This is a genomic window from Mycolicibacterium stellerae (assembly GCF_003719305.1).
GTDB classification, from domain to species: Bacteria; Actinomycetota; Actinomycetes; order Mycobacteriales; family Mycobacteriaceae; genus Mycobacterium; species Mycobacterium stellerae.
The window spans coordinates 504,806-521,690 of the sequence record NZ_RARC01000002.1; the positions used below are offsets into that span (position 1 = coordinate 504,806).

The 16,885-nt window shown below is 65.2% G+C and carries 17 protein-coding genes; 9 read left to right on the forward strand and 8 right to left on the reverse strand.

Annotation, left to right across the window (positions count from 1 at the left end):
• Positions 1 to 60: 60 nt before the first annotated feature.
• Entirely contained in the window at positions 61 to 378 is a 318-nt protein-coding gene (locus tag D6M19_RS05250) for a muconolactone Delta-isomerase family protein (protein WP_123024084.1), read from the forward strand.
• Between the two features lie 32 nt (positions 379 to 410).
• Here D6M19_RS05250 and D6M19_RS05255 read toward each other — a convergent pair whose 3' ends face one another.
• From D6M19_RS05255 to D6M19_RS05265, 3 genes are all read right to left on the reverse strand, one after another.
• Positions 411 to 2,105: a SulP family inorganic anion transporter gene (locus D6M19_RS05255; RefSeq protein ID WP_123024085.1), complete on the reverse strand. Its 1,695-nt coding sequence runs from the start codon at positions 2,103 to 2,105 to the stop codon at positions 411 to 413.
• Between the two features lie 113 nt (positions 2,106 to 2,218).
• Entirely contained in the window at positions 2,219 to 3,895 is a 1,677-nt protein-coding gene (locus tag D6M19_RS05260) for a GAF domain-containing sensor histidine kinase (protein WP_123024162.1), read from the reverse strand.
• A 56-nt stretch (positions 3,896 to 3,951) separates the two neighbouring features.
• A complete protein-coding gene (locus tag D6M19_RS05265; protein ID WP_234834700.1) occupies positions 3,952 to 4,689 on the reverse strand; it encodes a hypothetical protein in 738 nt (245 codons plus the stop codon).
• A gap of 107 nt (positions 4,690 to 4,796) precedes the next feature.
• On the opposite strand from D6M19_RS05265, the gene D6M19_RS05270 reads away from it, so the two are divergent.
• Both D6M19_RS05270 and D6M19_RS05275 read left to right on the forward strand, forming a co-directional pair.
• Positions 4,797 to 5,903, forward strand: coding sequence for a 3-oxoacyl-ACP synthase III family protein (locus tag D6M19_RS05270; RefSeq protein WP_123024163.1), 1,107 nt, complete (start codon positions 4,797 to 4,799; stop codon positions 5,901 to 5,903).
• A complete protein-coding gene (locus D6M19_RS05275) occupies positions 5,887 to 6,756 on the forward strand; it encodes a 3-oxoacyl-[acyl-carrier-protein] synthase III C-terminal domain-containing protein (protein WP_123024086.1) in 870 nt (289 codons plus the stop codon). Before D6M19_RS05270 ends, D6M19_RS05275 begins: the two co-directional genes overlap by 17 nt.
• Positions 6,757 to 6,758: 2 nt before the next feature.
• Here D6M19_RS05275 and D6M19_RS05280 read toward each other — a convergent pair whose 3' ends face one another.
• From D6M19_RS05280 to D6M19_RS05290, 3 genes are read right to left on the reverse strand one after another with little or no spacing between them, the layout of a single operon-like run.
• Positions 6,759 to 7,739, reverse strand: a complete 981-nt coding sequence (locus D6M19_RS05280) for a 1-phosphofructokinase family hexose kinase (protein ID WP_123024087.1) — start codon at positions 7,737 to 7,739, stop codon at positions 6,759 to 6,761.
• Between the two features lie 20 nt (positions 7,740 to 7,759).
• Positions 7,760 to 9,802, reverse strand: a complete 2,043-nt coding sequence (locus tag D6M19_RS05285) for an erythromycin esterase family protein (protein WP_123024088.1) — start codon at positions 9,800 to 9,802, stop codon at positions 7,760 to 7,762.
• Positions 9,803 to 9,819: 17 nt separating this feature from the next.
• Positions 9,820 to 10,047: a dsRBD fold-containing protein gene (locus tag D6M19_RS05290; RefSeq protein ID WP_123024089.1), complete on the reverse strand. Its 228-nt coding sequence runs from the start codon at positions 10,045 to 10,047 to the stop codon at positions 9,820 to 9,822.
• A gap of 160 nt (positions 10,048 to 10,207) precedes the next feature.
• Here D6M19_RS05290 and D6M19_RS05295 point away from each other — a divergent pair, with 160 nt between their 5' ends.
• Positions 10,208 to 10,918: an SRPBCC family protein gene (locus D6M19_RS05295; protein ID WP_123024090.1), complete on the forward strand. Its 711-nt coding sequence runs from the start codon at positions 10,208 to 10,210 to the stop codon at positions 10,916 to 10,918.
• Here the strand turns inward: D6M19_RS05295 and D6M19_RS05300 are convergent.
• Positions 10,834 to 11,268 (reverse strand): pyridoxamine 5'-phosphate oxidase family protein, encoded by a 435-nt coding sequence (locus D6M19_RS05300; protein ID WP_123024091.1) that lies wholly within the window; start codon positions 11,266 to 11,268, stop codon positions 10,834 to 10,836. The genes D6M19_RS05295 and D6M19_RS05300 overlap by 85 nt on opposite strands.
• Positions 11,269 to 11,379: 111 nt before the next feature.
• Here D6M19_RS05300 and D6M19_RS05305 point away from each other — a divergent pair, with 111 nt between their 5' ends.
• Genes D6M19_RS05305 through D6M19_RS05325 form a run of 5 tightly spaced genes read left to right on the forward strand, consistent with a single transcriptional unit; the run spans position 11,380 to position 15,818 of the window.
• A complete protein-coding gene (locus tag D6M19_RS05305) occupies positions 11,380 to 12,477 on the forward strand; it encodes a 4Fe-4S dicluster domain-containing protein (RefSeq protein WP_123024092.1) in 1,098 nt (365 codons plus the stop codon).
• On the forward strand, positions 12,470 to 13,324 hold the full coding sequence (locus tag D6M19_RS05310) for an FAD/NAD(P)-binding protein (protein WP_123024093.1): 855 nt from the start codon (positions 12,470 to 12,472) through the stop codon (positions 13,322 to 13,324). Before D6M19_RS05305 ends, D6M19_RS05310 begins: the two co-directional genes overlap by 8 nt.
• Entirely contained in the window at positions 13,325 to 14,083 is a 759-nt protein-coding gene (locus D6M19_RS05315; protein WP_123024094.1) for an NADH-quinone oxidoreductase subunit B family protein, read from the forward strand.
• Positions 14,080 to 15,372 (forward strand): Ni/Fe hydrogenase subunit alpha, encoded by a 1,293-nt coding sequence (locus tag D6M19_RS05320; RefSeq protein ID WP_123024095.1) that lies wholly within the window; start codon positions 14,080 to 14,082, stop codon positions 15,370 to 15,372. The genes D6M19_RS05315 and D6M19_RS05320 overlap by 4 nt, the downstream gene beginning before the upstream one ends.
• The gene (locus D6M19_RS05325) at positions 15,369 to 15,818 is read left to right on the forward strand and encodes a hydrogenase maturation protease (protein WP_123024096.1); all 450 of its coding nucleotides are present in this window, start codon (positions 15,369 to 15,371) and stop codon (positions 15,816 to 15,818) included. The genes D6M19_RS05320 and D6M19_RS05325 overlap by 4 nt, the downstream gene beginning before the upstream one ends.
• Before the next feature lie 72 nt (positions 15,819 to 15,890).
• Here the strand turns inward: D6M19_RS05325 and D6M19_RS05330 are convergent.
• Positions 15,891 to 16,885, reverse strand: a 995-nt coding sequence (locus tag D6M19_RS05330) for an HNH endonuclease signature motif containing protein (RefSeq protein WP_164478329.1), incomplete at its 5' end; no start/stop codon positions are given.

Below are 16,885 nucleotides of genomic sequence, written 5' to 3' on the forward strand. Positions count from 1 at the left end.
CGCAGGCCGCGCGGCCGTGGGAAGCTACTCCCGCCTGACAACGAAGTTAAGGAGGAGACGGTGCAGTATTTCGTCCAGTTCGATGTCCACCAGCCGGTCGACATGAGCCGTGAAGAGCTATTCACGATCTGGCTCGAGGAAGCCCGCGCGGCACAGGGTGCGGTCGATGCCGGGGCGGTGACCAACTTGTGGAAAGTCGTCGGCCAGCGCAGCGTCTTCGCCGTGCTCGACGTACCAGACCACACCTCGCTCGACCAAGCCCTCGAGTCGCTACCGATCATCCAGAAGCTCGGCAGCTCCGTGGACACGCGCGCTTACGCGATCCGGCCCTACAGCGAGTGGGCCGAAGAGCTGCGCGTCGCGGTTGAAGGCGAGTAGCGACAAGCGAGCGACTTCGACGGCGTTGACGACTAGGTCGGCGGGCTGGGACGGTTGCGGAAGGCCTCGACCGCGGTTGGCAGCGTCGGGAAGAACCGATCCTCGCCGATCTTGGCAACCAGCCCGGCCGCCGCGAGTGCATCGCGCAGATCCTGTTTGACCCTGGCCATCGCGAACGTCACATTCCGTCGAGACATCTCCTCGCGCAGTTGATCAAGCGCGTCAAGGGCAGTCAGATCGACTTCCACATTCGCCTCGGCGTTGAGGACAAACCACTCCACTTGCTCACCGTTCTGATCGACGGCAGTCATGGCGCGCCGCCGGAAATCCTGGGCGTTCGCGAAGCACAGCGGTGCGTCGTAGCGGTAGACGACGAGCCCGGGAAGCGCGGTGGCTTGCGGATAGTCCTCCATGTCGTGCATGCCGGCCAGCCCGGGAACGAAACCCAGCACGCTGTCATGCGCATGCGCGAGTCGTCGCAGCAGATCCAGGATCGACAAGCCGACCGCTGCCAGCACACCCAAAAGCACGCCGAGCGCCAGCACCGCGACTGCGGTGGCCACCGCCAAGACCAGCTCACTGCGGCGGAACCGAGCCAGCCGTCGATACTCGCCGACGTCGATCAGCCGGAGCGCGGCATACACGACGAGTGCACCCAATGCCGCTGTCGGGAAGTGCGCCAGCACATTACGTCCCCACAGCACCACCACCAGCACGAGCACGATGACCACGATCGAATACAACTGGGTGCGGCTGCCGACGGCATTGCCCAGTGCCGTCCGTGATCCGCTCGAGCTGACCGGGAACCCGTGCGCCAGTCCAGCACCGATGTTCGCGGCGCCGAGGGCTCGTAGTTCTGCATTCGCGTCGATTTCGCCGTCGCCGCGCGCCGAGAAGGCTCGCGCCGTCAGGACATTGTCCGAGAACGCCACAATCGAGATGCCTAGCGCAGGAAGGATGAGCGCCGCGATATCGCTGAGAGCCACGGCAGGCAGGCCCACGGTGGTCCAGCCGGCCGGGATGCTGCCGACGACGCCGATCCCTTTGGCGTTCAACGACAGCCCGAATACGACGGCGGTCGCTAGCAGCACCGCGATCAACGGGCCGGGCACCCTTGGTGTCCAGCGATCACACGCCAGCAGCAGCGCAAGAACTGAGGCGGCCAGGATGATCGTCGGCCAGTGACACTGATCGCTGTTGGCGATGAATGTTCGTACCAGGTCCACGAATTCGTCGCCCGACACCGGCGCCCCGGTGATCTTGCCGAGCTGACTCGCGATCATCAGGATCGCAATGCCGGTCATGTAGCCAATCAGCACGGGCCGGGAGAGCATGTTGGCCAGGAAGCCCAACCGCGCAAGCGCGCCCAATAGACACAACAAACCCACCACGATGGCAAGGGCCGCGGCAAGGGCGATGTAACGCGACGTCTCGCCAACTGCCATCGGCGCCAGCACAGCGGCGGTCATCAACGCGGTCGTCGACTCCGGTCCAACTGACAGCTGCCGAGACGAGCCCAACAGCGCATAAACGGCGAGTGGCACGACGGCCGCCCACAAGCCGGCGACAGCCGGAAGCCCAGCCAGGGTGGCATAGGCCATCACTTGTGGCACAAGGTAAGCCGTGACCGTGAAGCCCGCGGTCACGTCACCGCGCAGCCAACTACGTGGGTAGCTGCGAAACTGCGCGACACCCGGGAACCAGGTGCTCACCGTCGGCGCGGTCATGGGGTTATCGAAGCATTGATTCACACCTGCGCACGCGGCTTGCCGTCGGCGAGTGCAAACTTCGGTTCAATCGGCGGGTCGCGCGCGGCAATCCGGGGTCGATACGGCCATGGTCACGGCAGAGGAGCCAACCATCTCAACTTGGTCCCGCCGGTCGGCCGAGGCTCGACGGCGAAGGAACCACCGACATCCTCGGCGCGCCGTTGAAGGTTGGTCAGCCCACTGCCGGTGATTTCGTCTTCCATTCCGCAGCCGTCGTCAACGACCTCGATACGCAGGTCGTCGTCGACGGTCACGCTGATCGCGAGGGTCGTCGCGCTCGCGTGGCGAACGGCGTTGCTGACTGCCTCCCGCACAACGGCTTCGGCGTGGTCGGCCAGTCCCGCGTCGATGACGGAGAGTGGTCCCGAGAATTGGACCGTCGTGCGCATCTTCGGATCTGCGAACTGCGCGATGGCCTCATCCAGGCGCTGTCGCAGCCGGGTGACGCCCGATTGCGCGCCGTGCAGGTCGAAGATCGCAGTCCGGATCTCCTGGATGACCTCCTGGAGATCGTCCACACAGCCGGTGAGCCTTTCCTGCACCTCCGGCGCTCGTGCCCGCGGAATTGTGCCCTGCAGTGCCAGACCAACGGCGAACAACCGCTGAATGACGTGGTCGTGCAGGTCTCTGGCGATGCGATCGCGGTCGGTCAGCACGTCGAGCTCGCGCATCTGGCGCTGCGTGCTGGCCAGCTGCCACGCCAGCGCAGCCTGGTCTGCAAAGGCTGCCATCATGTCGAACTGCTCGGCGCTGAATTCTGCCGATCCGAGCTGCCGGAATGCCACCAAGACGCCGGCGACGGCGTCTTGAGCACGCAGCGGGAGAACCAGCGCAGGACCGGTCGCGCCGATTCCCGGCAGGTCGATGCTGTCGAACCTTCCTGGCGTGCGATCGCGAAAAGCTTGACCGACAACCGTGCCTGCGACTGAAAGCGTGTGCAGCATCGAAGCCGGGCCGTCGCCGGCGGTCGCCGCAACGACAAGCTCATCCGCGTCCGCCGACGGCACTTCGGGATCTGCAGGCACGGCGACCAGGGTGAACTCGGCCCCGCTGAGGTGACGCGACTCATCGGCCACCAGTCGAAACACCCGGGCCGGATCGGTGCCGGACAGCAATTCGGTGCCGATGTCTCGGGTGGCCTCGATCCACGACTGCCTGGCCTTGGATTGCTCATACAAGCGGGCGTTCTCGATGGCGATGCCCGCCGCTGCCGCCAGCGCCTGCACCAACACCTCGTCGTCTTCGCTGAACGGCTGTCCGCCGGCCTTCTCGGTCAGGTAGAGGTTGCCGAAGACCTCGTCACGGATCCGGACAGGCACCCCGAGGAACGTCAGCATTGGCGGATGGTTGGCGGGGAAACCGACAGACGCTGCGTGATGGGAGATGTTGTCCAGCCGGATCGGCTTCGGATCATCGATCAGGACGCCGAGAACGCCTCGTCCCTCCGGCAAGTGGCCAATTCGCTGCCGCATCGCCTCGTCGATGCCTTCGTAGATGAACTCGACCAGTTCGTGGTCATGGCCGCGGACGCCCAATGCGCCGTACTGCGCATCGACGAGCTCGATGGCAGTGTGGACGATTGTGCGCAAGGTCTCATCGAGTTCAAGCCCAGAGGTGACAACCAGCATGGCATCCAGCAGCCCGTCGAGTCGGTCTCGTCCTTCGACGATCTGCTCGAGTCGGTCTTGGACTTCCTTGAGGAGCTCACGGAGCCGCAGCTGGGACAGCGTATCCCGCAGCGGACGCATGCTGGGTTCAACGCCCGACTCGACCTCGTGGGTCACACCTCTATAGTCCCACCGGATCAATCCCGCAGCGCGGTTTCGGCCGCTTTTTTACGCAAGCGGTGTTTACTGTTCACTACGCTCTCGCCGCCGTCACGATTTGCCATGAAGTCCTTGGCCCGGCGCCGATACGTCTCTTGGGCTCGATCGCGGATGCCGCGCATCATTTTCTGTTCCATCACAAAGTGAGGAATGTCGAAGAGGACGTGCCCAACCGCGCCGCCGCTGCCGCGGGCGAGCAGGCGGGTCCACCCGTGCTCGCGGCGTAGGTAGAAGCCCCACGCCCCCGATGCTCTCTCGCCGCGCCGAACCCGCTCGTAGTCCTGCGGTGACATCAGGACCAGGTGCGAGTCCGGCTTGATGGCGGCCACCACCTGCCGCGCCCTCTGTCCATAGCGGCGCGCCAGCCACACCGTGTCACCCACTTCAAGGCGTTGCCATTCGGGGTGAATGGCGTCTGCGTTGTGGATCTGGGCACCGACCGCCCGTTCGAGCCACGAATAGCTGTAGAACCCGCCACGATCCTCCCCGATCTGGGCGAGCCAGGGCCAGACCGCCTCGACGGGTGCGTCGACGGTCACCGCGCGGGTCGTACGGGGCACACCGGCCATGACCAGCTCATCGCCGGGCAGCGGACACGATACTTCGTCGTCCCCTGCACCCCAGACGTACATCCGCGGCTTCACCTCGGCCCGGTACAGCGCCGCGGCCCCGATCCCCGCCATCAGCCCGCTCACCAGCGGATGTTGCTTGCCCATGGCACAAGGTTATGAGCGGGGACCTGACGTGATGAAGGGCCCAAAGTCCTCGCCGATGCCGCCCAATGATCCTACTGACTGTGACGGCGGCCACACACGATTACACGATGGCGGACAAGCGTTGGTTGATGATGGAGCCCTCGAGCAGGAATCCGAAAGCGCCGTACGGCACTCGGGTTGCGGGCGCTGGTCGGCACTTGCCCTTCACACACCTCACCTCTGATGCGTTGATGTCAAGCACCCGTCATCACACGCATATCGACCTCGAACGGCTCACGGGTATTCGTGAGCGTCGCGTCTCGGTCGGCGATGAGGATTCCTACAGCCTCGCGACCGGGGCCGCGCTGGACTGTCTCGACAAGGCGCAGCGTGAAGCCCGGTCGCTTGACGCGGTGATCAGCTGCAGCATTACGAAGTTTCGCGGCGGTCTGACCCAATGGGTGGAGCCGACGATGAGCGGCGCGGTGGCGCGAGCCATCGGGGCCGATAAGGCGATGACGTTCGACCTGTCGAATGCCTGTGCGGGAATGTTGTCCGGGGTCACGGTCGCAAACAACTGGATCCGCCAGGGCTCCATTGAGCGCGCGTTGATCGTCAGTGGCGAGTACATCTCGCAACTCGGCCAGAACGCGGCCCAGCACATCCGCACCATCATGAGCAAAGAGCTCGCATCGCTGACCCTCGGCGATGCCGGCGCTGCGCTCCTCCTCGAGCGGGCACCGGCCGGAAGCGCGGGCATCACGCTGGCGGGCTTCACCACAGTCGCCGACTACAGCCGACTGTGTATGGGATACCCCAAGGGGTCTGACCCCGGTGCGCGAATGTTCACCGACGCCAGGGGAATTCACCGGGCGGCAATGTCGAACACTCCGATGCTGCTACACGAGGTGCTTGATGAGGCCGGAATCTCGATACACGACATCGACCATGTCATCACCCATCAGACCTCTGCAAGGGCAATCAGAAAGGGGATGGCGCGCATGTCGGAAGTCTTCGGCGACAGCCCGCGCCACGACGCTGTGATCACAGTTGACCACTACGGCAATACCGCGTCCACGACCCACACCGTTGCCCTCATCGAGGAGCTCGAAGCCCGGCACATTCGACCGGGCGAGACGGTCGCTCTGATCGCACTGGCGTCCGGGCTCGAGATCGGAGTAGTGCTGTTGACGTTGGATGAGGAACTGGTGGATCGCTATGGGCACGATAATTGAACGGATCGAGCTGGCCGAGGGAGGATGGCGAAATCGGCACAGCGCACTTCGGCTGGCGGTCAGGGCCGCTCAGGATTGCCTCCACAACGCGGGTCGCAATCCGCACGACATCGACCTGCTGATCAACGCGGGCGTATACCGCGATCGGAACCTGGGTGAGCCTGCGCTGGCCGCGATGATTCAACAAGACATCGGTGCGAACCCTGAAGAGCCCCACGGCGACTCGCACGGAACCTTCTCCTTCGACGTGGTCAACGGCTCGTGCGGCATGCTCACCGCGTTGCAGATCGTCGATGGCTTCCTCAGATCGAAGGCCATCGACTGTGCGCTGATCGTCGCGAGCGATGCCGATCCCGGGCACGGCATGAGCGAGCGGTTCCCGTTCTCCCCCAGCGGCGCTGCAGCGCTGTGCACTTGGACAGACGAGGACCGTGGGCTTGGGCATCTCAATTGGACGAACCATCCCGGTGCTAGCGAGTCCTTCAGCGCCTCAATCGGATTGCTCGACCACCGCAACGTGCTGCGCTTCAAGGTGTCGGCGTCAGCCGACGAGAGTTATGCCGACGCCAGCGCCGAGGCGGTCGACGACTGCCTCACGGCGTCATCAACAGACATCGAAAGCGTGGCCGCGATCGTCGCTGCGCCATCCGGTCGCCGCTACCGTGATGCGCTCGCGGCCCGGCTCGGGATCCCTTCCGAGCTGATCACCGTCGCCGACGACGCGAGAATGCATACCGCTTCTCTGGCATCGGCATTCAAGACCGCGGTCGCGAACCTGGACACTGGCGCGCACATCCTGCTCGTCGCGGCGGGTGCCGGGGTCACCGCAGGCGCCGCCATGTATCGGCTGTGACGTCAGGGCAGGAGCGCGCTGTCGTCTATTGGCTCGGAGACCAATTCGAAGAAGCGGTCGACATCCGCACGAGTGCATGCCGAGGTGCCCGGTGTCAATAATTTCGCTGTCGCGGCGGCAATGCCGAACCGCACGGCCTTCGACAGCGGCCAGGCGTTGGACAGACCCACCGTCATCGCGGCGACCATCGCATCGCCCGCCCCGACCCCGCTGACCGCGTGGACCGGAATGGCCGGGATCCGCATGCTGTCGCGGGACGTGGCCACCAGCGCACCCTCGGAGCCCAGCGACACGACGACAGCCTGCGTGACGCCGCGGTCAATCAGGCCGTGTGCGGCCGCCAGCTGCTCGGATTCCGTTTCGAGTGGACTGCCGACGCACTCACGCAGTTCGCGCACGCTCGGCTTCAACAGGAAGACACCCGCCTTGACGTGGTTGAGCCCTCCGCCGGAGGTGTCGAGAATCAGCGGCACACCCAACTCACCGCAGATGTCGGCCACGCGCTGATAGAAGTCAGCAGGAACACCCGGCGGCAGACTTCCACTGGCAACGACGAATTGGGCGGATGCGGCCGCCCTGCGCAGCGTATCGAGGCACTGTGCCTGCTCGGCCGGGGTGAGCTGCGGTCCGGGTAGCACGAACCGGTACTGCTTGCCAGTGCTGCGCTCGTTCACAGTGAAGCTCTCACGGGTCGGGTTCCCGATGATGACCCGCGCAACGGGCACGTCGGATTCGCCGACGAGGTCGGTGACCAATGCGCCTGTCGGTCCCCCCGCGGGGTACACCGCTGTCACCGAAGCGTCGAGTACCCGCGCGAACCGAGCGACGTTGATGCCGCCGCCGCCGGCGTCGTATCGGGCTCCATCGCAACGAATCTTGTCCGTATGCCTTACGACGTCGGCGTTTGTCGTGATGTCTAGGGCCGGGTTCATCGTCAAGGTCACGATTGACATTCGTGCGTCGGACTTCGGTGACTCTTTCATGCGGTCTCGCTTCCCCTCGCTCACAAACCCGTTGGGTAGGTTTCGGGCGTCTCACCGGTGACCCAGACCCCGGTCACTTCGAGCGGTTGAAGCGCCGTCGTCTTCTCGATGTGAATGAACGCGTCGAACTGCGCAGCCGGCCGAACGTGGTAGTAATGGCTCTGCCTTTCGGTGGCAGGCAGATAGATGACGCCGATCGCACGGCCAAGACGAACCGCGTCCAGCGGTGCTGCGGCGGCACGATCGATCATCGGCGACACCAGGAATTCCGGGTTTTCGGCCTCGTGGAACAGTTCCTCCACGCTGCCGTTGAGCGCAGGCCTGACGAATTTCCGTTCGGCCGGTCCACCCCATTCGCTGGCCGCGGTGACGGTCCCGGTGTAGGTGGTCAACCCGATCAACCGGGAGTCGTCACCGTAGCGCTCACGAACGAGTTGGCCCAGTGTCAGCTGGCCGTCCGAGCCGACCTCGGTAGCTCTCGCATCGCCGACGTGAGAGTTGTGTGCCCACACCACAATCCGGGCCGGCGGCCCGTCGTGGCGATCCAGGTGGGTCAATAGCGCCTGCAGTGTTTGCATCATGTGCTTATCCCGCAGGTTCCACGAGGTGACACGCCCACCGAACATCGCCCGGTAGTAGACCTCGGCGTTGCGCACCGTCATTGCGTTCTGCTGCGCGTAGAACAGTTCGTCCTCGGCGAGCAGTCCGTCGCGGCGCGCATATTCCAGCGCCTTGCGCTGCATCTCGACCAGCTGGTCGACAGCCTGCCGTTCGCAGGACAGCCCGGCGCCGAACGCGGCGGCAAACCCGTACGCCTGACCGTCGTCGGCGGCGGCGTGGTCGAAACACGCGTAACGCTCCCGCGCCCGCGCTGCCGCCGCAGGATCGACATTTTCCAGGTAGTCGATGACCTCTCTCATCGATCGGTGCAGGCTGTAGAGATCCAGTCCGTAAAAGCCCGTTTGCCGTTCGCCGTCGGCTCCTCGTCGTTCATTGTGCGCATGTAGCCAATCCACGAAGTCCCGGACCACGGTGTTTCTCCACATCCACGCCGGGAACCGCTCGAAGCCACTGAGCGCCTCGTCGGCGGACGCGTCTTGACCTAACCCACGCACGAAGCGGTTCACCCGGTAGGCGTCGGGCCAATCCGCTTCTGCTGCAACGGCACAGAAGCCCTTCTCTTCGATCAGCCACTTCGTGATCTCCGCCCGCGCTTGATAGAACTCGTGGGTTCCGTGCGAGCTCTCGCCGATGAGCACGACGCGCGCGTCGCCGACAATCTCTTCGAGCGCCTCTCGCGGAGGAACACCCGACGGCGCATCCACCGCGCAACGGGCGATCACGTCACCGGGCATCTCGGCAATGCGTAGGTCTGCCGTCGCGAGTCCCGTGGTCGGCGTCGCGAGAAGCGCTCGCACCTCGTCGTCGGTGACCTGGTGAAAATCCCAGAACGACTCCCCCACCGCCAGGAAAGGTGTCGGCATCGATGCGCACACGACATCGTCGACCATGCCTGCGAATTCGCGGCTGGTCGACTCGGGCGCAGCAGGCACCGCAATGACGATTTCGGCGGGGTCCATCTCGCGTAAAGCCTGTATCGCGGCGAACATGCTCGCCCCGGTGGCGAGCCCGTCGTCGACGAGGATCACGGTCTTGCCCGCGAAATCGAGCGGCGGGCGGCCACCCCGGTATGCGGCTTCGCGGCGGATCAGTTCGCGCCCTTCGCGTTCGGCAACATCGCGGAGTTGTTGCGGCGTGACGCGCAAGGCCCTCATCACGTCGTCATTGACCACCACGCGTCCACCGCTGGCCAGCGCACCCATCGCGAATTCCTCGTGTCCGGGTGCGCCGAGTTTGCGCACGACGAACGCGTCGAGGGGCGCCCCCAATGACGCGGCGACTTCCCATGCGACGGGGATACCGCCCCGGGGCAGTCCCAGCACAATGACGTTCTTCCGGCCCCGGTAATGGCCTAGTAAACCCGCCAGGACACGTCCTGCTTCTCGGCGATCGCGGAAGACTCGCCTTGGCGCGTTTCTGATTGGTCCTTGCGTGCGCGTCATGGTCTCGATCCGTTCAGCTAGCCGCTGGCCGCGATGTTGTCGTGCACGCTGACGGTCATGGTCCGTCGCGCCAGATCGGAAAGTGCCCGCGAGACCGCAAGCTCGTCACTCGTCGCCAAACCGACGCCGACCACATCGCGACCGCGCCATGGCATGCTCGCCCTGGCGCACACCTGGCCATCGCGAGGGCCGAGGGAGATCGTCACAGACCAGTCGTTATCAAGGTCGGCACACGGCGTGTTCATGGGGGCTCCTCAGACGTCGGAAACTTCCACTTCGATCCGACCACCTCCCCGCCGCCGTCCATAGGGGCCGAAGTCCCCCGCATCGGGGCCGTTCGTCGACCAGTGAGAAAAGGGACTCCCGGCCCTAGTCGGTACGCGTAGGCCGACTCATGGTTGGTACATGACAACGAAACTGGCGCGCACCGCCGCGGCGGCAGGCGTGCTGTACGCGGCACGGCGCTACTACCGCAACTGGGGCACCACGAAAGGCGAGTGCGAGGCCGCGCTTGCTGGTGACGAACTGATCAAGCAACCGGCCATCCGGACGACGGAGGGCATAACGATTCACGCACCAGCGGAGGCCGTGTGGCAGTGGCTGGTGCAGATCGGCCAGGATCGCGGCGGCCTCTACAGCTACCAGGCCTTTGAGGATCTGGTCGGGCTCGATTACCGCAATGCCGAACGAATTCATCCGGAGTGGCAGATGCTGGCGCCCGGTGACCACATCCGGCTGGCGCCCCAAGGCTGGCTCGGATTGCGGCGAGGCATGGCCTTGGTGGTCGAGCACGTCGCAGAGAACAGCACGCTGATTCTTCGCGGAGCGCCACCGGAATTTCCGTGGCAGACAGTGATGTCTTTTCACGTCCTGCCTCGGCTGGAGGACCGGTGCCGTCTGCTCATCCGGACCCGAACGGCCCTTCGGCATCCCGGCGAAGCGCTGCTGGTCGAGTTGGCAGGTCCTGCGATGTCTCTGTTGACACGCGGCATGCTGCTCGGCATCAAGCACAGGGCCGAGGGCCAAGCGGTTCAGACCGCGGTGAACTCGCGATCGGGTTCTGAGCCGAACATGAACCGCCTGCCGCTGACGCTGAACGGCCGAATTCGCACGTAGTGCGGCTTGACCGTCGCAATCCACGGGAGCAGTTGTGCCTTCTCGGCCTCGGCGATCTCCTCGTCGCTGCGCATTGAGCGCGCCAGGCCTTTGACGATCACGCTCCAGCCCTCGGCCACGTTGTGGTCGTCCGCCTCGAACAGCACGTTGTGGTTGATCGCGGTGCTGACCAGCTTCGTACCCTCGCCTGTGCGGAACAAGATCGTGCGGCGCTGGACCACGAAGTTCACGGGGAAAATCTCTGGTTGGCCATCGACGCTCGTCACCAGTCGCCCCAGTGTGCGACTCGACAGCAGATCCCAGCACTCGGTCTGCGACAGTATCGAGACAGGTTGAAAGTCTTCAGACATGAGGGCGACGTTAACGGGTGCAGGTGGCACAGCGATGCGGCACAAAGTCCCTAGATTCGAGATCCGAAGGACACCGACAAACACCCCTTGACGGGCGCAGAATTAGTCCCCATGAACAGTGCGGTAATCGACGCCGCGGGGCTAGGCGAACTGGTGTCGGTACTGATCGACCGCGGCTACCGCGTGGTGGGGCCGACGAAGTCGGATAACGCCATCGTGCTCGCCGAGCTCGACAGCGCCGACGATCTGCCGAGCGGGTGGGGTGTCGATGTCGGGCCGGGGCACTACCGGCTACGCCGTCGCGACGACGACGCAGTGTTCGGCCATTCGGCGGGCCCGCAGTCATGGAAGCAGTTCCTGCACCCTCCTCGGCAGAAGCTGTGGTCCTCCGACGACGCTGAATCCGAGGAGCAGCCGCGCTATGCGTTTCTTGGCGTGCGCGGCTGCGACCTGGCCGCGATCGCCATTTTGAATGGCGTGCTCGGAAACGCCGCCCATCCGGATGAAGGGTTCACCGGACGCCTGCGCCAGATCTTCGTTGTTGCGGTGAACTGCACTGAGCCGGGCGGTCTGTGTTTCTGCGCGTCGATGGGGACCGGACCCGCCGTCGGCCCAGGATATGACCTGGCACTGACCGAACGCGTCGGATCAGATGGCCGTCGGTACGTGGTCGACGTCGGTACCGACGACGGTGCCGAGGTGCTGGCGAGCATTACCCACAGACAGGCCGAACAACCTGAAATCGACTCCGCCCAAGCCGATGTCACCGGGGCCGCAGCCAAGATGGGCAGGCAGATGCCGGAAGGCGACCTGCGCAATCTGCTGGTGGAGTCCCGTGAATCGCCGCACTGGGAAGAGGTCGCCAGCCGGTGCCTGACCTGTGGAAACTGCACCATGGTGTGCCCCACCTGCTTCTGCACCAACGTCGAGGACGTCACCGACCTCACCGGTGAACATGCCGAGCGCTGGATGGAGTGGGCGTCGTGCTTCGAGTTCGACTTCACCTTCGTTCATGAAGGCAGCGTTCGCCAATCCGGCCCGTCGCGGTATCGGCACTGGCTGACCCACAAGCTGGGCACGTGGCACGACCAGTTCGGCACGTCGGGATGCGTCGGTTGCGGACGGTGCATCGCGTGGTGCCCCACCGGGATCGACATCACCGAGGAAATGACGACGTTGTCGGAGCTTGCCGAGGCTGACGATGACTGAGACGGCAACTCGGCCCGCCGGCCGTTCTGCGATGCACCCGGTGCCTTACCGGGTGGTCAGCCGCATCGCCGAGAACCGCGACTCGGCGACGTTGGTTCTCACGCCCGTCGGCGAGTCGCTGCCCGCGCCGCAGCCCGGGGAATTCATGATGATGTACGCGTTCGGGATCGGAGAGGTCGCGATCTCGGTCAGCGGTGTGCCCGCCGCCTCCGATGACACGATCACGCACACCGTTCGCGCGGTCGGCGCGGTCAGCCGAGCGCTGCACGATGCGCCGCCCGGCGCCCAGATCGGACTGCGCGGACCGTTTGGCACCAGTTGGGGTTTGGACACCGCGGTCGGCCGCGATCTGGTGATCGTGGCGGGCGGTGTCGGGCTGGCCCCGCTGCGTCCGGTCGTGCTGGCCGCACTGCGCGACCGCGACCGCTACGGCCGGGTCACGCTCATCGCAGGCGCGCGTTCCCGCGACGAGTTCCTGTTTCGTTCCGAACTCGACGATTGGGCGAATGGCGGCGCAATCGACGTGCACATGACCATCGATGTCCCGGTGCAGGGCTGGCCAGGCGAAGTCGGATTCGTCACCGCGCCACTGCGACGGTTGCCGGTGCGTCCGGACAACACCACCGGATTCCTCTGCGGCCCAGAGGTGATGATGCGCAACGGAGCAAAAGAGTTGTCGCGCAAGGGTGTCGCTCTTTCGGACATCCGCGTTTCACTCGAGCGCAACATGGAGTGTGGGATCGGCTGGTGCGGACACTGTCAGTTGGGCCCGCTGCTGCTGTGCCGTGACGGCCCCGTCGTCGGGTACGACGCCGCAGAACCGCTGCTTCGAGTGAAGGAACTCTAGATGACCACACCAACGCTGGCCGTATGGAAGTTCGCGTCCTGCGACGGCTGCCAGCTCACCCTGTTGGACTGCGAAGACGAACTGCTCACCATCGCAGAGCAGGTGAAGATCGCCACCTTCCTCGAAGCATCCAGCGCAATCGAACCGGGCCCCTACGACGTATCGCTCGTCGAGGGCTCGATCACCACTGCCGCCGACGAGCGACGGATCAGGGAAATCCGGGAGCAGTCAAGGATTTTGGTGACGATCGGCGCATGCGCCACCGGCGGCGGAATTCAAGCGCTGCGCAACTTCGCCGACGTCGAGGAATTCGCCTCTGTCGTCTATGCCAAACCCGAATACATCGACACGCTGGCCACATCCACTCCCGCCTCAGAGCACGTTACGGTCGACTATCAGCTCCAAGGATGTCCCATCGACCGTGGACAGCTGCTCGACACCCTGGCCGCCCTGCTGGTCGGGCGTAAGCCGCGGCTACCCGCAAAGACCGTCTGCACGGAATGCAAGAACCGCGGCGTCACCTGCGTTGTGGTCGCCGACGGCATCCCGTGCCTCGGGCCGGTCACACATGCCGGCTGCGGCGCCTTGTGCCCGTCGTTCCACCGCGGCTGCTACGGCTGCTTCGGCCCGGCCGCGACACCAAACACGGCGGCGCTGATCCCGCTTCTGCGCCGGGACGGGATGTCCGGCGACGGCGTCGAGCGGGTGTTCTCGACGTTCAACGTGACACCCTTCGCCGGTGAGCGGAACGACACGTGAACGAAGAGACTCGGACGCTCACCGTCGGTGCGCTGACACGGGTCGAGGGTGAGGGCGCTCTGAACGTCACGCTGATCGACGGAGCGGTCGACACGGTAGAGCTGAACATCTACGAAGCGCCACGGTTTTTCGAGGCGTTCCTGCGTGGCCGGTCCTACACCGAGCCGCCCGACATCACCGCGAGGGTATGCGGCATCTGCCCAGTCGCCTACCAGGTGAGCGCGTGCAACGCCATCGAAGACGCGTGCGGTGTGGCGATCGACCCCGAGCTGGTTGCGCTGCGCCGACTGCTGTACTGCGGCGAATGGATTCACAGTCACGCGCTTCACATCTTTCTGCTGCACATGCCCGACTTCCTCGGCTACCCGGACGCGATCGCCCTCGCCAAGGACCAACGCGAGCTTGTCGAGCGCGGCCTGGCCTTGAAGAAGGCGGGCAACCGGTTGATGGAGCAGATCGGTGGCCGCGCGATCCATCCCGTCAACGTCAGGCTGGGCGGCTTCTATTCGACTCCGTCGCGCGCCGATCTGAAGCCGTTGACCGAGACGCTGCGCCGCGCGTTGGACGACGCGCTCTACACCGTGCAACGGGTTGCCGAATTCGACTTCCCCGATTCGGAATTCGACCACGAGTTCCTGTCGCTGACCGATCCCCTTCGGTATCCGATCGAAAACGGAACCATCGCACGCAGCGCAGGGCAACCGTTTCCGGTCGAGGATTTCACCACTCACGTCGTCGAAGCACAGGTGCCGCACTCGACCGCATTGCAGGCCACCCTTGACGGTGGCCGCTACCTCACCGGCCCGTTGGCGCGGTATTCGTTGAACTCGGCCAAGCTGTCGCCCATCGCAGCGCAATCGGCGGCCGGTGCCGGGCTCGGCGTCGTGTGCCGCAATCCGTTCCGCAGCATCGTCGTTCGAGCCGTCGAGGTGGTATATGCGGTCGAGGAGGCTCTGCGGATCATCGCCGAGTACGAACGGCCATCGCGTCCGTTCGTCGAGGTGCCCGCGCGGGCAGCCGTTGGGCACGGGGTCAGCGAGGCTCCCCGCGGCCTCCTCTACCACCGTTACCAAATCGGCGAAGACGGTCTCATCCGCGCCGCAACGATGGTGCCGCCGACGTCACAGAACCAGGCAGCGATCGAACACGAGATGGGCCAGCTGGTTGCCGCGAACGCCGCGCTGGACGACGCATCGCTCACGTCGCTGTGTGAGAAGTCGATCCGCAATCACGATCCGTGCATCTCGTGCTCGGCGCACTTCCTGACGCTGACGGTGCAACGCGGTTGAGCCAGCTTGTGATCGGGATCGGCAATAGCTTTCGTTGCGACGACGGCGTCGGGTTGGCCGTCGCCTCCGAGGTCGCCGGGCTCCGCCTTCCTGGAGTCCAGGTGCTGACCGCGACGGGCGAGCCAGGAGAGGTCCTCGACGCGTGGGCCGACGTGCCGCTGACGGTGGTGGTCGATGCCGCTTTCGGCGCAGGCGCGACTCCCGGCCGGATTCGACGCTGGACACCGGGAACTGAGACTCCAGCCGCGGCGGTGAGCTCGCATGCACTCGGCCTGCCCGCGACCTATGCGCTCGGCCAGGCTCTTGGCCAAGTTCCCAGGGAGCTCGTCGTTTTCACTGTCGACGCGGCCGAGGTCGGATACGGCGTTGCGCTGACACCTCAGGTGGCCGACGCGGTGCCAGAGGCGGTCGCCGCGATCTTGGCCGAGCTCAGCCGCGCATCGTGAACGAATTTCTTGATGCCCCAGCCTGTTTGAGCTTCGATATGGTGCCGGCAACTACCGGCGCCGCAAACCATCTCAATTGTTGGTTGGTGGTGGTTGTGGTTGGAAGGGGTCGTACCACCACCAGTCGGCGCGTTCGCCGGTGGGTCCTCGATAGGGCGGCACGACCGGCGGGGGTTTCGTCGGTGGATGGGCGAGCGACCCTGCGCTGAGTATCCGGCCGGCGCTGTCGGTGACGACGAGCTTGTCGGCGGGTCCGGTGATGGTGATGACGCCGCGGTGGTGCAGCCGATGATGGTACGGGCAGACCAGGACCAGGTTGTCCAGTTCGGTGGGGCCGCCGTCCTCCCAGTGCCGAATGTGGTGGGCGTGCAGTCCGCGGGTAGCGCCGCAACCAGGCACCGCACACGTGGGGTGGCGATGCTCGAGGGCACGGCGCAGCCGACGGTTGATCACCCGAGTGGTCCGGCCGGCGCCGATGGGTTGCCCGTCGCGTTCGAACCAGACTTCACAGGTGGCGTCACAAGTCAGGTAACGGCGCTCGGACTCGGTGAGCAGCGGACCCAGATGCAGGGCGGCGATGCGGTCTTTCACATCCAGATGCATCACCACCGTGCTGCGGTGCCCGTGCGGCCGGCGGGCGGCCTCGGTGTCCCAGCCGGCCTCCACCAGCCGCATAAAGGCGTCCATCGTGGTTGGCAACGGGGGCCTGTTGCCTGATTCTCCGGTGCTGTCGTGGTCGCGTTTCCACTCGGCGATCAACGCGTCGTGGTGCGACGCCAGCGCCGTGTCGAATTTCGCCGCGTCGAGTTTGGGCAGCGTGATCTTCCAGGTGGTGGATTGCCCGTCGGTGGTCTTGGTGATCGAGCGCTGTGGTTCAGGCCGCGGATCGGGCTCGGGTCGCGGTTCGAGCTTGATCGCGGTGCGCAGCTGGGCGACGGTAGCGACCTCGGCCAGCGCCGCATAATGCTCGTCAGAACCGTCAGCGGCCCGCTCGGCGATCGCGCCGACCTGATCCAGCGACAGCCGACCCTCGCGCAAGCCCGCAACGCAACGGGGAAACTGCTCGA

What these genes read in the sequence shown, in the direction of transcription:
- D6M19_RS05255 (WP_123024085.1), bottom strand. Translation starts at nt 2,105, where the DNA reads ATGACCGCGCCGACGGTGAGCACCTGGTTCCCGGGTGTCGCGCAGTTT.
- D6M19_RS05260 (WP_123024162.1), bottom strand. Translation starts at nt 3,895, where the DNA reads ATGCGTCCGCTGCGGGATACGCTGTCCCAGCTGCGGCTCCGTGAGCTC.
- D6M19_RS05265 (WP_234834700.1), bottom strand. Translation starts at nt 4,689, where the DNA reads ATGGGCAAGCAACATCCGCTGGTGAGCGGGCTGATGGCGGGGATCGGG.
- D6M19_RS05270 (WP_123024163.1), top strand. Translation starts at nt 4,797, where the DNA reads ATGGCGGACAAGCGTTGGTTGATGATGGAGCCCTCGAGCAGGAATCCG.
- D6M19_RS05275 (WP_123024086.1), top strand. Translation starts at nt 5,887, where the DNA reads ATGGGCACGATAATTGAACGGATCGAGCTGGCCGAGGGAGGATGGCGA.
- D6M19_RS05280 (WP_123024087.1), bottom strand. Translation starts at nt 7,739, where the DNA reads ATGAAAGAGTCACCGAAGTCCGACGCACGAATGTCAATCGTGACCTTG.
- D6M19_RS05285 (WP_123024088.1), bottom strand. Translation starts at nt 9,802, where the DNA reads ATGACGCGCACGCAAGGACCAATCAGAAACGCGCCAAGGCGAGTCTTC.
- D6M19_RS05290 (WP_123024089.1), bottom strand. Translation starts at nt 10,047, where the DNA reads ATGAACACGCCGTGTGCCGACCTTGATAACGACTGGTCTGTGACGATC.
- D6M19_RS05295 (WP_123024090.1), top strand. Translation starts at nt 10,208, where the DNA reads ATGACAACGAAACTGGCGCGCACCGCCGCGGCGGCAGGCGTGCTGTAC.
- D6M19_RS05300 (WP_123024091.1), bottom strand. Translation starts at nt 11,268, where the DNA reads ATGTCTGAAGACTTTCAACCTGTCTCGATACTGTCGCAGACCGAGTGC.
- D6M19_RS05305 (WP_123024092.1), top strand. Translation starts at nt 11,380, where the DNA reads ATGAACAGTGCGGTAATCGACGCCGCGGGGCTAGGCGAACTGGTGTCG.
- D6M19_RS05310 (WP_123024093.1), top strand. Translation starts at nt 12,470, where the DNA reads ATGACTGAGACGGCAACTCGGCCCGCCGGCCGTTCTGCGATGCACCCG.
- D6M19_RS05315 (WP_123024094.1), top strand. Translation starts at nt 13,325, where the DNA reads ATGACCACACCAACGCTGGCCGTATGGAAGTTCGCGTCCTGCGACGGC.